We start from the raw sequence: 14,847 nt of genomic DNA on the forward strand, positions 1-14,847 counted from the left end.
GCGTCACCTGCCGGCAAACCGCCCTGTGTGTCAACCTGAATCCATACACCGGCTCAGTGAGTTAAACTCGATTTCAGAGCCCGAGGTTCAGGAGCCCATATCATGCCTAAACCGCCAACCGAGCTGCCCGATCACCAGGTCACGCCGAATCCCAAGCTGGAGAAGCGCACACGTCGCCAGTTCTCGACGGAGTACAAGCTGCGCATCCTGGCGGAAGCTGATGCCTGCCGGCATGGCGAGCTCGGAGAACTGTTGCGCCGAGAAAAGCTGTACAGCAGCCAGTTGACCGCATGGCGCAAGGAACTCGCCGAGAACGGCGTGGAGAAGCTTCACAAGACCGCCCCGGGGCCGCCCCCGAGCAAGACCCCGGAGCAGAAGCGTATCGAGGCACTGGAGCGTGAAAACGCCCGTCTTCAGCAGAAGCTCTCGACCGCCGAAGACTGCCTCTCGCTCCAAAAAAAGCGTTATCGATGCTCGATCGCATGAACAATGGGAGCGAACCATGATCACGGTGCTCGAAGAACGCCCGGCGCATCTCCCGTTGGCCATGGCTTGCCGAGCACTGGGCATCAACCGCAGCACGGTGTATGCCTGGCGAAAACGGCGCCACGAGCCCGCCACAGAGGCATCTACGTCGCGTCGGCATTGTCCGCAGCCCAGAGCCCTATCGGCCGAGGAGCGAGCAAAAATGCTCGAGATCGCGCATAGTGAGGCCTACCGGGATCAGCCGGTCTATGAGATCTACCACGACCTGCTGCAGCAAGGGATCTATCTCGGCTCGCTCAGCACCTGGTACCGGCAACTGCGTGAAGCCAAGGAGAGCGGTGACCGTCGCCCGCAACGTGCGCCTCAGCACCATGCCATACCGCGAATCACGGCATGCGCCGCCAACGAGGCCTGGACGTGGGATGTGAGCAAATTGCCGACCCAGCGCCGTGGTGTCTATCTCAACCTCTACGTCGTACTGGACCTGTACAGCCGCCTCATCGTGGCCTGGATGGTCTCTCACAAGGAGAATGCCGCATTGGCCCAGCAGCTCTTTCAGGAAGCGGTCGACCGCTACGGCATTCCGCATGGAGCGCTGACGCTCCACCAGGACCGGGGTTCGCCGATGATCGCGCACAGCTACCTGGACCTCATGGGAGAGTTGGGGGTGACGTGCAGCCATAGCCGGCCACGGGTCAGTAATGACAACCCCTTCAGCGAAAGCCAGTTCAAGACCAGCAAGTACCAGCCGGACTACCCGGGACGATTCGAGAGCATCGCGCACGCCCGGCAGTGGTACAGCGCCTATGTCGATTGGTACAACCTGCAGCACCATCACAGCGGGCTGGCCGGCTTCACGCCAGAACAGGTCTTCACTGGGCGTTATCAAACCATTGCGCAGGTACGCCAGCGTGCCCTGGATGAGCGCTTTGAGGCGCACCCCGAGCGATTTAGCCAAGGACGCCCGACGGTGGCGATGCCGCCGGCCAGTGTCTCGATCAATCCGGTGCAGCCCGATGATGACGACCCAGCGCCGTACAGCGTAGTGAACTTCCCGACACTGTCGGCGGCGAGCCATACCGCTGCAAAATCGACGTTAATTTTTAACGATCTGTCCGAATCAGGTTGACAGGTTCCGACCGTCAATCAATGCCTGGGCTTCCGTGCTGTCGTGCACTTCACCCCCGGTTATTCTGAAGGCGATCGGCAACCCATAAGCATCCACGGCCAAGTGGATCTTGCTGGTATTGCCTGCACGACTTTTGCCAATGGCTTCTGCGTCTTCCGTGGCAGCTCCAGTGCTGTCTTGGTGAGCCTTGACGTAGGAGCCATCAATGAACAGCCACTCAACATCAGGATCTTCCACCAGAGAGCTGAAAATCCTCATCAGCTTTCCACTCGCTGACCAGGCGTTGAAACGCTTGTAGACCGTGTTCCAAAGGCCAAACACCTCTGGTAGGTCTCGCCACGGGCAGCCAGTGCGCATCCGATAAAGGATGCCTTCCACCGTGGTACGCAAGTCGGCCTTGTCATAAATACCTTGTTGAAGCAGGATAAGTTTCAGCTTCGACCAGTGTTCATCCGTGAGCATTTGTCGGGGCATGGCAGGCTTGCAGTTTGTTGGCGTAGGAACCTTTATTCTGCGAGCTTGCCCCTATCCTGCCAATACCCCTGCCATGAAACGTCAACAGACCCTAGGCTGAAGAGGATCAATCAGATAGTCCGCTGAGAAAGATTTTCTTCCTTACATCTTTGGCATTTTATCAACCAGAAATTCCGGATACCCTATAAAAATAGCTTAAGCCATTGAAAATAAAATAAAATACCGACTTTCGATACTGTCAGTGCGAGGAGCCTAGCACCCAAAAAACGAATGTAACCGATGTGGCAACCTCGTACGTGCGGTAGCGCTTTTCCCTCTACGGTCGTCGCGAGGAGCGCAAGCGACGTGGCGATCTCTTTACTGTGCCGCTAACAGGAAACCCCGAGATGGCCACGCTTCGCTCGCCATGACCCAGCGCTGTCATCGCGAGGAGCGCAGCGACGTGGCGATCTCTTTACTGTGCCGCTAACAGGAAACCCCGAGATGGCCACGCTTCGCTCGCCATGACCCAGCGCTGTCATCGCGAGGAGCGCAGCGACGTGGCGATCTCGTATGTGCGGTGGCTCGGTAAAGAAAAACCGAGATTGCTTCGCTGCGCTCGCAACGACGCGGGAAGTGAAGTGCTCGTCATGACCCAAGGGAGCGCGTGCGCTTTCCCCGCTACCGTCGTCGCCATGACCGAGGGGGCGTTCGCCATGCCACTGGGGGCCTTTACCGCACCGAGCTATCTTGCCGGCCTATCCTCAGCCTATCCCGAGGCGCCGGTCGCGATGGCCATAATCACCGCGGCGACACCGGCAACGGCAAGTACCAGGCAGCCAAGCTGTATCAGCGCTACCGCTATCATCCTGACGCCGCCGTGATGCAGATAGTCCTCGGCCACCACCGTCAGGCCCAGCGCCGTATGCCAGAACAGCGCGATGAGCAGCAGGATCGCGGGAATCGCTGCGGCCGGCTGCGCCAGCCAGCCGACAACGGCTTCGCGCCCACCCCCGGCCACCGCGATCAGCGAAGCCAGGCTCCATATCACCAGCGGCACCAGGGCCACCGCCGTGACTCGCTGCCAGCGCCAGGCGCTGACGCCGGCTCTGGCCGACCCCAGCCCGCGGGCCCGCTGCACGGCTATATGGTTTTCGTCGTTTGCCATCCTGATTACCCCATTTGCCAGAGGGCCAGAGCCCAGGTCACCAGCGTCAGTCCGATACTGGCGAACACCACGATCCACCCCGTCAGGTAAATCGTTCTCAGCTCAAAGCCGATCACCGCATCCCAGAACAGGTGGCGGATGCCGTTGCACAGATGGAAAAACAGCGCCAGCGTCCAGACAAACAGCAGCGCCAGGCCCGGAAGCGATCCCAGCCCGGCATTGAGATAGCCAAAGCTGGCCGAGCCGGTAACGGCCGCCAGCAGCCACGCCACCAGCAGCACGGCCCCCAGGCTGAGAAAGATCCCGCTCAGCCGGTGGCCAAACGACAGCACCGAAGTGAGCTGCGGGCGGTAGACCTGAACGTGCGGTGACCGCGGCCGCGGTGCGTTATCCATGACTCGCCTCCCTAAATGGCCAACCTTGCCATTCGACGTTTTTCTTCAGCTTTGCCGGGTAATCATCTTGTGCTTAATTTCGGCAATCGCCTTGCCCGGGTTGAGACCCTTGGGGCAGGTACGCGTACAGTTGAGAATGGTGTGGCAACGGTAAAGACGGAACGGGTCTTCAAGCTCGTCTAGACGTTTACCGGTGGCCTCGTCACGGCTGTCGGCGATAAAGCGCCACGCCTGCAGCAGCACCGCCGGGCCGAGAAAACGGTCGCCGTTCCACCAGTGGCTCGGGCATCCGGACGTGCAGCAAAAGCACAAAATACATTCGTAGTAGCCGTCCAGCTCCCGGCGCTGCTCGGGGGTTTGCAAATGCTCCTTGCCGTCCGCCGGCGGCTCGGCTTCAAGCCACGGCTGCACCGCGGCGTACTGGGCAAAGGCATGGGTCTGGTCGCCGACCAGATCGCGTACGATATCCAGGTTGTTCAGCGGGTAGACAGTGGCCGGGTCGTCAATCTCGTCGAGATCGCGAATACAGGCCAGCCAGTTGGTGCCGTCGATGTTCATCGCGCAGGAGCCGCACACCCCTTCCCGGCAGGAGCGGCGAAACGTCAGCGTGGGATCGATCTCGTCCTTGATCTTGATCAGGGCATCCAGCAGCATCGGACCGCATTTGTCCCGGTCGATGGCGAAGGTATCGATACGCGGAGGCTCCCCGGTCTCCGGGTTATAGCGGTAGATATTCAGCCGCTTGATACGCTTGGCCCCGTCGGGCACCGGCCAGGACTTGCCCGGCTGAATGCGGAATTCCTTGGGCACCTGGGCGTTATAAGGGACGGGAAAACGCTTGAGCAGCTTACGGCGGGGCTGCTCGTCGGACGATGCAATCAGCATGACGGCCTCCTGTCCTGTTCGGCATCAAGCAGCTGGCGCAGTACGTACGGCAGAATGCCGCCGTGCCGGTAGTAGCCGGCCTCGGCCGGGGTGTCGATGCGCACCGTGGCATCAAAGGTTTGCGTCTGGTCTTCGGGGTGGGTCGCCGTCACGCGCAGCTCACGGGCCGGCTCTTCGGCGCCGGCAAGGCCTTCAACGGCAAAGGTTTCCTCGCCGGTAAGGCCCAGCGACTCGGCGCTCTCACCGTCGGGGAACTGCAGCGGCAGCACCCCCATGCCGATCAGGTTGGAGCGGTGGATACGCTCGTAGGAGCTGGCGATGACCGCACGCACGCCGAGCAGCGCCGTGCCCTTGGCCGCCCAGTCCCGGGAGGAGCCCGAGCCGTACTCCTTGCCGGCGAGGATGACCAGCGGCGTACCGGCGGCGGCGTAGTTTTCGGCGGCCGCGTAGATGCTGGTCACCGGCGCGGCGTCCCGGGTGAAGTCGCGGGTGACGCCGCCTTCGGTGCCGGGCGCCAGCAGGTTGCGCAGGCGGATATTGGCAAAAGTGCCGCGAATCATCACTTCGTGGTTGCCGCGGCGCGCGCCGTAGGAGTTGAAGTCCTTGCGCTCGACGCCGTGCTCGGCCAGATAGCGGCCGGCCGGCGAGTCCGGCGAAATGGCGCCCGCCGGGCTGATATGGTCGGTGGTCACCGAGTCGCCGAGTTTGGCCAGCACCCGCGCCCCGCTGATATCGGCCAGCGGTTCGGGCGCATGATTCATGCCGTCGAAAAACGGCGGCTTGCGCACATAGGTGGATGCCGGCTGCCATTCAAACGTATCGCCTTCGGCAATGGCCATGTTCTGCCAGCGCTCGTCGCCAGCGTAAACGTCGGAATAGCCCTTGGTGAACATGTCGGCGTGCAGGTTCTCGGTGATGGTGTGCTCGACTTCCCGAGGCTCCGGCCAGATATCGCTCAGGTAAACCGGCTGGCCGTCGGCGCCATTACCCAGCGGCTCGCGCGTGAGGTTGATGTGTAGGCTGCCGGCCAGGGCGTAGGCGACCACCAGCGGCGGCGAAGCCAGAAAGTTCATCTTGCACTCGGGGTGGATACGGCCCTCGAAGTTGCGGTTTCCCGACAGCATCGAGCAGACCGTAAGGTTGTTGTCGTTGACCGCCCGGCTGACTTCGGGGATGAGCGGCCCTGAGTTGCCGATACAGGTGGTGCAGCCGTAGCCGACCAGATGAAAACCCAGCGCCTCAAGGTACGGCGTCAGCCCCGCGCGTTCGAGATAGTCGGTGACCACTCGAGAGCCGGGGGCCAGCGAGGTCTTGACCCAGGGTTTGCTCACCAGCCCCTTCTCGACCGCGTTCCTGGCCAACAGAGCGGCGCCGATCATCACCGACGGGTTTGACGTGTTGGTGCAGGACGTTATCGCGGCGATGACCACCGCGCCGTTGTCGATTTCGCATTCACTGCCGTCATCCAGGGTGATCGAGACCGGCTCGCGTGGCCAGTCGCAGGTGCCGCCTTCGTCAGCCATGGGCCGCGGCGCGTCGGACGGATCGCTGCGTTCAATCGCTATAGGGTCGCTTGCTGGAAACGAGTCCGCCGAGGCCGCATCCAGACCGACCTGCAACGCCTCGGCTTGCGAATGCCCGGCGAGCAGAGCGCCGACGGCCTGGGGCGCCAGACGCAGCGGCACGCGGTCCTGCGGCCGTTTGGGACCGGCGATGGAGGGCTCGACCGTCCCCAGATCGAGTTCGACGGTCTGCGAAAACTCGGGCTCATGGTCCGGGTCGTGCCATAGCCCCTGCTCTTTGGCATAGGTCTCGACCAGCCGAATCTGGTGCTCGTCGCGCCCGGTCAGGCGCAGATAGGCCAGGGTTTCGTCGTCGATGGGGAAAATCGCGCAGGTCGAGCCGTATTCCGGGCTCATGTTGCCGATGGTCGCGCGGTTGGCCAGCGGCACGTTGGCCACGCCGGGGCCGTAAAACTCGACGAACTTGCCGACCACGCCGGTCGCGCGCAGCAGTTCGGCGACGGTCAGCACCAAATCGGTGGCCGTCGTGCCGGGCGGCAGCTCGCCGGTAAGCTTGAAACCCACCACTTCCGGCATCAGCAGGCTGATCGGCTGGCCGAGCATCGCCGCCTCGGCCTCGATGCCGCCCACGCCCCAGCCAAGCACGCCCAGGCCGTTGATCATGGGCGTATGCGAGTCGGTGCCGACGAGCGTATCGGGATAGGCCAGCACGCCGTCATCGGTCTCGCGGGTAAAGACCGCACGCGCCAGATACTCCAGGTTGACCTGGTGGCAGATGCCGGTATCCGGCGGCACCACCTTGAAGTCGCGAAACGCCTGAGCCCCCCAGCGCAGCAGCTGGTAGCGCTCGGCGTTACGCTCGAACTCGTTTGCGGAGTTGGTCAGAAACGCATCGGGCCGCCCGAAAACGTCGACGATTACCGAGTGGTCGATGACCAGGTCCGTGGGAATCAGCGGGTTGATGCGGCGGGCATCGCCGCCCAGCTCGTCAATGGCATCGCGCATGCCGACCAGGTCGACGATACAGGGCACGCCGGTAAAATCCTGCATCAATACCCGCGCCGGCGTGTACTGAATTTCCTGTGGCTGCACGCTCTGCGGCTGCCATTCGGCCAGCGCGCGGATCTGGTCGGCGGTCACGCTTTCGCCGTCCTCGTTGCGCAGCAGATTCTCCAGCAGAACTTTGAGGCTATAAGGTAGCCGCTTTGCGCCGGCTATCCGGTCGAGCCGATAAACGATGTACGTTTGATCATCGACGGTAAGATGGTCGCGGCTATTGAAGCTATCAAGCGTCATGGAAAACTCCCCAAGCGGCGTCCAGCTCTACGCCGCGTTATTCGACTAGAGGCGTGGTTGTTTCAGCGGGATGCCTCATCGACGGGCTCGGCACCGCATAGCGGGCAGTAAATGGCCTGCCGGCCATGGCCAAGCTCCAGGCCTTTTCGTTCGTCGGCGATCTGGTGAAAAAGCTGCTGGAACTCGGGGCTGTCCTCAGCGTTTGTCGCAGGCGGAAGCGGCACCCGCTCCTTGAGCGACTCGGTGTGAAAGGCCGCTTCAATCCGGGGAAAGATGCGATGGTCTTCCGTGTATATATGGTGGTGATAGAGTTCGCTAAAGGCGCGGGCCAGGTTGAACGTATTGTTATCCATTTCTGCACCGGGGCCATTATCGGCGAGGCGCTGCGTCTTGGTCTCAAGCTCGCGTCCGTAGACCTCGAACCGACGGTGTTCTTCGGTCAGCACCGAAAAAAGGTCCTGGCTTTCGGGCTGCTGCTCGGCGAGCCACTGGAACAGCTGATCTTCCGCCCTGTGATGCCACTCCTCGGGCTGGCGATTCAAGTAGCGAAAGATACGTTCCAGAAGCCGGTAGTCGGGCACTTCCTGGCAGGCGGCGACGTGAAGCTGGCGATCGAGAATACACAGCAGCGCTTCATAGCGCTCGTGGTCAGCATACAGCCGCTCGAAAAGGGCCGTACTCATGGCAACCTCCTTGAAATATCAAGGGTCAGCTCGCGTGGGAGACCTTGAAAGCCTCAAGGTCTACTGCTCAACATTCAGCTGGCCTTGTGTCAAGCCTAGACGCCGTTACTCTGAGCTGTCCAACGCCGGAGTGAATACGGGCGGTGTCGTACGTGCTGTGGCACGGAAAAAACGAGCCGGCTTCGCTGCGCTCGCAACAACATAGTGGGCATGTGCGCGTTTCCCGCCAGACCTCACCGCGAGCCCTCAAGGGTAGGTCAAGAGCCCCATCACGCCGGCGCCTCGTTCATGGGGCGGGCCAGGCCGTGTTTTTCCATCAGACGATAGATCGTGACCCGCGAAACGCCCAGCTCCCGGGCCGCCGCCTGAACCCTGTGCGCGTTGCGCTCCAGCGCGGCGATCAGCGCGTCCCGCTCCGCCTCGCCCCGGGCCTGGCAGAGGAACAGGCCGGAGGCCGGGCCCTGGCGCCGCTCGATGCCCAGATCCTCGGGCTGAATGAGGCGGTCGTCGCACATGACCATTGCCCGACGCACGCGGTTGATCAGCTCCCGGATATTCCCCGGCCAGGGGTAGTCGCGCATGGCCTGCAGGGCGTCGCGAGAAAACCCCTTCAGGCGGTCGGGCTTTTCGCGGATGAAACGCTCGAAGAAATAGCGGGCGAGGATCTCGATATCCTCCGGATGATCCCGCAGAGCCGGCACCTTGACCTGCAGCACGTTCAGACGGTGGTAAAGATCCTCACGGAACCGCCCCTCCCGGACTGCCTCCTCGAGGTTGACGTGGGTCGCCGCCAGGATGCGCACATCGACGGCGATCTCGCTCAGCCCTCCCACCCGCTGGATCCGGCGGGTCTCGAGAAAGCGCAGCAGGTTGACCTGCTGCTCCAGCGGCAGGTCGCCTATCTCGTCGAGAAACAGCGTCCCGGCGTCGGCCGCCTCGATACGGCCGATCTTGCGCTGAGCGGCGCCGGTAAAGGAGCCCTTCTCATGGCCGAAGAGCTCCGATTGAATCAGCTGATCCGGTAGCGCGCCGCAGTTGATGGCATGGAAAACGCCGGACGCGCGAGGCGAGCGCTCGTGGATCGCCACGGCGGTCAGCTCCTTGCCCGTGCCCGACTCACCGCTGATCAGCACCGGGGCCTCCACCGCCGCCACCTTGCGGATCGTCTGGAACAGCGTCCGCATGGCCGGCGCCGTGCCGACCATCTCGTATTCCGCGATGTCGGCCGACAGGGCGGCCGCGCGGCGATGAAACGCCAGGTCCTGCCGCTGAAGCCGTGCCAGCGCCGCCGCGCGCCTCATCAGGTAGCCGAGCTCCGCGCCGTCGACGGCCGGCTCGATGAAGCCGTGGCAGAGCGTCGCCACCAGGCTGCGCCTGTCGGCATCCTCCAGGGCATCGTCCGGCAGGATGGCAAACCACAGACAGCGGCTGTGCAGGATCAGCGACTCCAGCTGGCACAGCCGGTCCCCCGTCATGCCGTCGAGTTGGACCAGGCCGACAAGGCACGCCTCGTCATCCTCAAGGCAACGGCCGGTGAACGGCGCCTGCGGCCGGTTCACCGTCCAGCCGAGCGCCTCGAGCCGGGTCACCAGCGGCCCGACCTTCTCCGGCGCCTCGGCCACCAGCCAGCAACGCTGCTTCAGTTCCATTGCGACTCACCTCACCTTTATTATCGGCGGCGGTTCAGCAAGGCCCTGGCTGGAACTGTCGCCGGATCGCTCTCCGTGCCATATCGCCGGCGTCAGTTGCTGCTGCCGGGTATGTGGCTCACGCCTGTTGTTCGGGCCTTACCATGATATTGGCAGAGATGGCATGGTTCGCGCGCCCTTCGTTTAGACGGGGCGGGCAACAACCTGAAAGACGAAGTGTTTTCGCCAAGGCACGGGGACGGAACAACCGTCGTGGAGCGAGGCTGGCCTATGCTGGCGAAACCCGAGATGGCCACGCTGGGCTCGCCTTGACGGGTACTTGTCTCAGCACATAAAATTTAGCCTTAGCTAACTATCTTACATCAAGCTGCTTGCTCACTGTCGCCATGCGTGCTTTGAGTGCGGAACGCTCTGGCGACAGTCCGGAGCCTGGTGAAAGCGCTGTCTTGCCCGGCAACAGAAGGCCGGAACGGAAAGGTTTGACACATGATATCCATACAAGACCTCACGGTCTCATACGGCAATTACAAGGCGCTGGATGGCATAACGCTGAGTACCGGCAAGGGGCGCCTGGTCGGCGTCATTGGCCCCAACGGGTCCGGCAAGTCCACCTTCATCAAGTCGATTATGGGGCTTATCCCGCGTGATCAAGGCCATATCCGCATATTTGATAAACCGGTGAGGAAGGTCAGAAAGCGGATCGCCTATGTCCCCCAGCACACGGGCGTCGACTGGGATTTTCCCATCAACGTGGTCAATACCGTCCTGCTCGGCACCTATCCCAGGCTGGGCTATTTCCGCTGGCCCGGCCGCAAGGAGAAGGCCCTGGCCGCCGCCTGCCTGGAGGAGGTTGGCTTAAAGCCATACGCGAAAAGGCAGATCGGTGCCCTGTCCGGGGGGCAGCAGCAGCGGGTCTTTCTGGCGCGGGCGCTGGCCCAGCAGGCCGACCTCTTCCTGCTGGATGAGCCCTTTGTCGGCATCGACGTGGGTAGCGAGGCCACCATCATTGAGGTGCTGAAAAGACTCCGCGATGAAGGCAAGACGGTGCTGATTGTGCATCACGACCTGTCCCGGGCTGCCGAGTACTTCGATGATTTGATTCTGCTCAACAAGAAGCTGCTTGCCTACGGCACGGCCGAAGAAGTTATCGAGCCGGATCAGCTGTTCCAGGCTTACGAAAGCCAGCTACCCTTCCTCAATGCCAGCTGATACAGGAGCGCCCGAATGACCGTTCTGGAATTCATCAACGACATCATCCAATACGATTTCGTGCGCAAGGGCCTGTTCGCCTCGATCATGGTCGGGGTGATCTGTGGCGTGCTCGGCTGCTTCATCGTACTCCGGGGATTAGCGCTCATGGGCGATGCCGTATCGCATGCCATCGTCCCCGGCGTTGCCATTTCCTTCATCCTGTCGATCAACATCTTCTATGGCGCCGTGGCCGCCGGCACCCTGGCTGCCCTGGGGATCGGCTACGTCAAGCAAAACAGTCGTATCAAGCTGGACTCCTCCATCGGCATTGTCTTCACAGCTTTTCTGGCGCTTGGGGTACTCCTTATCCGCCACGCCAAGAGCGGCCTCAAACTCGACAACCTGATGTTCGGCAGCCTCACCTCCGTTCAGAGCAGCGACATGTGGCTGACGCTGGGCATCGGGACTGTGGTGCTGTTGACCCTGCTTTTGTTCTACAAGGAGCTGGTGGTATCGACCTTTGATCCCATCATGGCGGCTGCCTACGGCCTGCCGACCGGGCTTATCCATTATGCCCTCATGGTGCTGCTGACCCTGGTGACCGTGGCCTCAATGCAGACGGTTGGCGTTATTCTGGTTGTCTCGCTGCTGATCATGCCGGCTTCAACGGCCTATCTGCTGACCAACCGGCTCAGCATCATGATGCTGTTATCAGCGACGTTCGGCGTCATCTCCACCCTGGTGGGGCTGTATTACAGCTTCTCTTACGACCTCCAGTCCGGTGCCGTCATCGTGCTTGCCGCCTTCACCCTCTTTGTTCTTGTCTTTTTCCTTGCGCCCGGCAGAGGCGTCCTGTGGCTGGCTGTCGGAAAGCTGATGCGGTCGTCACAGACGCGGGCATCGCAGACTCGGCCATCGACGCAACATGCCGCCGCCAAACTCATCAATCATGGAGATCAATCACCGTGAGTTTTCGCCAACCCATACGCTATTTCCACATGAGTCTGCTGTCTCTCACGCTTACTGCGTTCGTGGGCCATGCCAGCGCCGATGATGGCAAGGTTCAGGCTGTCGGCAGCTTCACCATCGTCTCCGATATCGTGGAACAGGTCGGAGGGGAGCGCGTAGATGCCTATAACATCATCAAGTCCGGTAATGATCCGCACGAATGGGACCCCTCGCCCATGGATACCAAGAAGACGGCCGATGCCGATGCCGTTTTCTATTTCGGCTGGAACCTGGAGGGTATTCAGGGTGACACGGCCCGGTATAACTGGGTCAAGAAACTGCTGCGCTCGGTCGACAAGGATCCGGATACCGTATTCACGATCTCGGACGGGATCGAGCAAAAGAAGCTCGGAAAGGTTGAGAAAAACAAGGGCCTGGTCAGCCCCCAGGCCTTCACCAGCCCCAAGGCCGGCCTCATCATGACGCAGAACGTCCGCGACGCCCTGATCAAGGTCGATCCGGATCACGCGGAAGACTACAAGGCGAACGCCGACGCCCTGCTGGACGAGCTGAAATCGCTTGATCAGGCCTACCAGAGCGAGATCCAGGCGCTGCCGGAAGAAAACCGTGTGCTGTTCACCGGCGAGAGATCCTTCCAGTACGTGGCCGAGGACTATGACCTAAAGGATGGTTTCATCTGGGAGATAGACGGCAACGAGGAAGGTACGCCGGCCCAGATCAAGCGGGCTATCAAGTTCGTGGAAACGCATAACCCGCCGTCCCTGTTCTATGAATACAACGTGGACAAGCGGCCGATGAACACCGTGGCCGATGCCACCGGCGTCGAGGTGTCAGGAACGCTGATCTCCGATGATATCGGCGAGGCCGATAGCTATGTGGAGTATCTGGAGTACAACCTGGTAACCATCGTCGACGGTCTTTCTTCCGGCGAATAGCGCCGTGCAGCCCGCCATCGCCATCGCGAGGAGCAAAATACCCAGAAAACGGGGGTAAACGACGTGGCGAACTCGTGCTGTGCCGTTGGCGAGAAAACCAAGATTGCTTCGCTGCGCTCGCAACGACGCAGGAAGTGAAGAGCTCGCCATGACCAAGGTGTATGATCTCGTCCACTACTTCCTGGGACCATACACCTAGCCCGACCAACGCTCGCCTGGCAGGCATGAACGGTTTGTTCCAAGTAGCTCGATTACGTGATCGTGGCTACCGGAACAAGATCAATTTCATCGCGATGCCTTCTCTAATCGGCAGTCCCGTGGGGCGGCTGTCCGATCAGGCCAAATCCACATAAAATGTCAAAGAGCCATAGCCTGAGATATTTACCAAAAGTATGATCAATCATAGGAAACTTGACAAGCAAGAGGTAAACATGCGACTTAGGATACTATCGGATCTTCATCTTGAATGCTTTGACGAAAGGCCGGAGCTACCAGATGTGGCCTGCGATGCGGTGATCCTCGCCGGCGATATTTCACGCAAAACTGAGGGGCTCAATTGGGCCGCTGAGCGTTTTACTGAAATACCGGTTATCTATGTACCTGGTAACCACGAATTCTATCACAGCTGCATGCCAACACTACGCCAAGACCTGGCCATAGAAGCACAGCGATTGGGCATATACTTCCTTGATGATCAAGCAATAACACTTAATGGTGTACGCTTTTATGGCACTACATTTTGGACTGATTTTGATTTATATGCAGGCTTGCCTGATAATTATCCACTGCTGATCGAAGAAAAAGCCCTATCCTTATTACCAGATTTTAACATTATTGAGCATCCAGTAGATAGCACACTCACTCCCTTGAAAAGTCGGCAACTGCATAAAGAATCTCTTGCTTGGCTGGAGCAAGAACTGGCTCATCCATTCAGTGGCCCACGGGTAGTGATTAGCCATCATGCACCCTTATCACAGTGTATTCCACCATGCTATAGGGGCGACACTTTATCGCCTGCTTTTGCTTCTAATCTACCCACACTAATGGGAAAGATGGCACTATGGATTCACGGTCATGTTCATGAACCAGTGGATATGAACATAGCAGGCACCCGGATAATCGCGAATCCCGGTGGTTACCCTAACGAATTTGATCCCCCCTATTTATACCCGATTTAGTTATCGAAGTCTGATACTCCCCGTCCGCTGAGAAGACATAGCTCACCATCGGCGACCAGTCCACCAGGATCAGCGAGCGCGTGATGTGGCCACTCAACCCCTATCTGCCAGCGTAGTTGTCACCCAAACGGATTGAGAGGTGATCAACATGCGTTACCCAGCAGAGCGTAAGGAAGCCATCCTCAAGAAGATGGCACCGCCCATGAGCATGACCATCCCGGAATTAGCCGAGCAGGAAGGCATCACCGCGACAACCCTCTACAATTGGCGGAAACAGGCCAGAGCACGAGGACAGGTTTTGCCATCACGTTCCACCCAACCCGATCAGTGGACCAGCCAGGAGAAGTTCCAGATCGTCCTGGAGACAGCTCCGATGAACGAGGCGGAAGTCAGCGCCTACTGCCGCGAGCGCGGGCTCTACCCCGAGCAGGTGGAGGCCTGGCGGGATGCCTGCATGAACGCCAACGATGATGCGGCAGCGCAGGCCAAGCAGCTTCGACAGGCGCGTAAGGCGGAGCAGAAGCGACTCCGTAAGCTGGAGCGCGAGCTGCACCGCAAGGACAAGGCCCTGGCCGAGACGGCGGCGCTATTGGCCCTGTCAAAAAAAGCCGAGGCGATCTGGGGCACGACCAACGACGAGGACGACTGACCAGCCTCCCGGATCGCCAGCGTATCGTGACTCTGGTGCAAGACGCCCAGCGTGACGGTGCTCGGCTGGCCAAGGCCTGTCAGGTGATGGGCATCAATGTGCGAACCTATTACCGCTGGGTTGCGGAAGGCGAAGTGACGGCGGATCGCCGCCCCGACGCCGACCGCCCGGAGCCGGCCAACAAGCTGTCGCCCGAGGAACGAGAGGCTGTTGTGGCGCTGTGCAACGCCCCGGAGTATCGGAGCCGCCCTCCCGCCT

General features: G+C 60.7%; 13 protein-coding genes and 1 pseudogene. 7 read left to right on the forward strand and 7 right to left on the reverse strand.

The features are described 5' to 3' along the window. Positions 1 to 102 precede the first annotated feature (102 nt). Complete coding sequence (locus ACZ46Y_RS08080) at positions 103 to 486, forward strand: transposase (RefSeq protein ID WP_311953057.1); 384 nt, start codon at positions 103 to 105, stop codon at positions 484 to 486. A gap of 16 nt (positions 487 to 502) precedes the next feature. After that, complete coding sequence (locus tag ACZ46Y_RS08085; RefSeq protein ID WP_464380030.1) at positions 503 to 1,615, forward strand: IS3 family transposase; 1,113 nt, start codon at positions 503 to 505, stop codon at positions 1,613 to 1,615. A gap of 15 nt (positions 1,616 to 1,630) precedes the next feature. On the opposite strand, the pseudogene ACZ46Y_RS08090 reads toward ACZ46Y_RS08085, so the two are convergent. From ACZ46Y_RS08090 to ACZ46Y_RS08120, 7 genes and pseudogenes are all read right to left on the reverse strand, one after another. Beyond that, positions 1,631 to 2,089, reverse strand: a pseudogene (locus ACZ46Y_RS08090) (IS5 family transposase); the annotation flags it as partial. 748 nt (positions 2,090 to 2,837) lie between these two features. Continuing rightward, positions 2,838 to 3,236, reverse strand: coding sequence for a succinate dehydrogenase, hydrophobic membrane anchor protein (gene sdhD / locus ACZ46Y_RS08095; protein WP_311957591.1), 399 nt, complete (start codon positions 3,234 to 3,236; stop codon positions 2,838 to 2,840). Between the two features lie 5 nt (positions 3,237 to 3,241). After that, positions 3,242 to 3,631, reverse strand: coding sequence for a succinate dehydrogenase, cytochrome b556 subunit (gene sdhC / locus ACZ46Y_RS08100; RefSeq protein WP_311957590.1), 390 nt, complete (start codon positions 3,629 to 3,631; stop codon positions 3,242 to 3,244). Positions 3,632 to 3,676: 45 nt separating this feature from the next. Beyond that, positions 3,677 to 4,516, reverse strand: coding sequence for a succinate dehydrogenase iron-sulfur subunit (locus tag ACZ46Y_RS08105; protein ID WP_311957589.1), 840 nt, complete (start codon positions 4,514 to 4,516; stop codon positions 3,677 to 3,679). Continuing rightward, the gene (gene acnA / locus ACZ46Y_RS08110) at positions 4,510 to 7,335 is read right to left on the reverse strand and encodes an aconitate hydratase (protein WP_311957588.1); all 2,826 of its coding nucleotides are present in this window, start codon (positions 7,333 to 7,335) and stop codon (positions 4,510 to 4,512) included. The genes ACZ46Y_RS08105 and acnA overlap by 7 nt, the downstream gene beginning before the upstream one ends. Before the next feature lie 62 nt (positions 7,336 to 7,397). Then, on the reverse strand, positions 7,398 to 8,018 hold the full coding sequence (locus ACZ46Y_RS08115; protein ID WP_311957587.1) for a hemerythrin domain-containing protein: 621 nt from the start codon (positions 8,016 to 8,018) through the stop codon (positions 7,398 to 7,400). A gap of 269 nt (positions 8,019 to 8,287) precedes the next feature. Further along, on the reverse strand, positions 8,288 to 9,667 hold the full coding sequence (locus ACZ46Y_RS08120) for a sigma-54 interaction domain-containing protein (RefSeq protein WP_311957585.1): 1,380 nt from the start codon (positions 9,665 to 9,667) through the stop codon (positions 8,288 to 8,290). A gap of 486 nt (positions 9,668 to 10,153) precedes the next feature. On the opposite strand from ACZ46Y_RS08120, the gene ACZ46Y_RS08125 reads away from it, so the two are divergent. The 5 genes from ACZ46Y_RS08125 to ACZ46Y_RS08145 all read left to right on the forward strand — a co-directional run bounded on the left by ACZ46Y_RS08125 (position 10,154) and on the right by ACZ46Y_RS08145 (position 14,589). Next, positions 10,154 to 10,876, forward strand: coding sequence for a metal ABC transporter ATP-binding protein (locus ACZ46Y_RS08125; protein ID WP_311957580.1), 723 nt, complete (start codon positions 10,154 to 10,156; stop codon positions 10,874 to 10,876). A gap of 15 nt (positions 10,877 to 10,891) precedes the next feature. Beyond that, on the forward strand, positions 10,892 to 11,827 hold the full coding sequence (locus ACZ46Y_RS08130; RefSeq protein WP_311957573.1) for a metal ABC transporter permease: 936 nt from the start codon (positions 10,892 to 10,894) through the stop codon (positions 11,825 to 11,827). Next, a complete protein-coding gene (locus ACZ46Y_RS08135; RefSeq protein ID WP_311957570.1) occupies positions 11,824 to 12,762 on the forward strand; it encodes a metal ABC transporter solute-binding protein, Zn/Mn family in 939 nt (312 codons plus the stop codon). Before ACZ46Y_RS08130 ends, ACZ46Y_RS08135 begins: the two co-directional genes overlap by 4 nt. Positions 12,763 to 13,193: 431 nt before the next feature. Next, the gene (locus ACZ46Y_RS08140) at positions 13,194 to 13,940 is read left to right on the forward strand and encodes a metallophosphoesterase (RefSeq protein ID WP_311957568.1); all 747 of its coding nucleotides are present in this window, start codon (positions 13,194 to 13,196) and stop codon (positions 13,938 to 13,940) included. A gap of 148 nt (positions 13,941 to 14,088) precedes the next feature. Continuing rightward, entirely contained in the window at positions 14,089 to 14,589 is a 501-nt protein-coding gene (locus tag ACZ46Y_RS08145; RefSeq protein WP_040242112.1) for a transposase, read from the forward strand. Positions 14,590 to 14,847 lie beyond the last annotated feature (258 nt).

It is taken from the genome of Halomonas garicola (genome assembly GCF_055382465.1).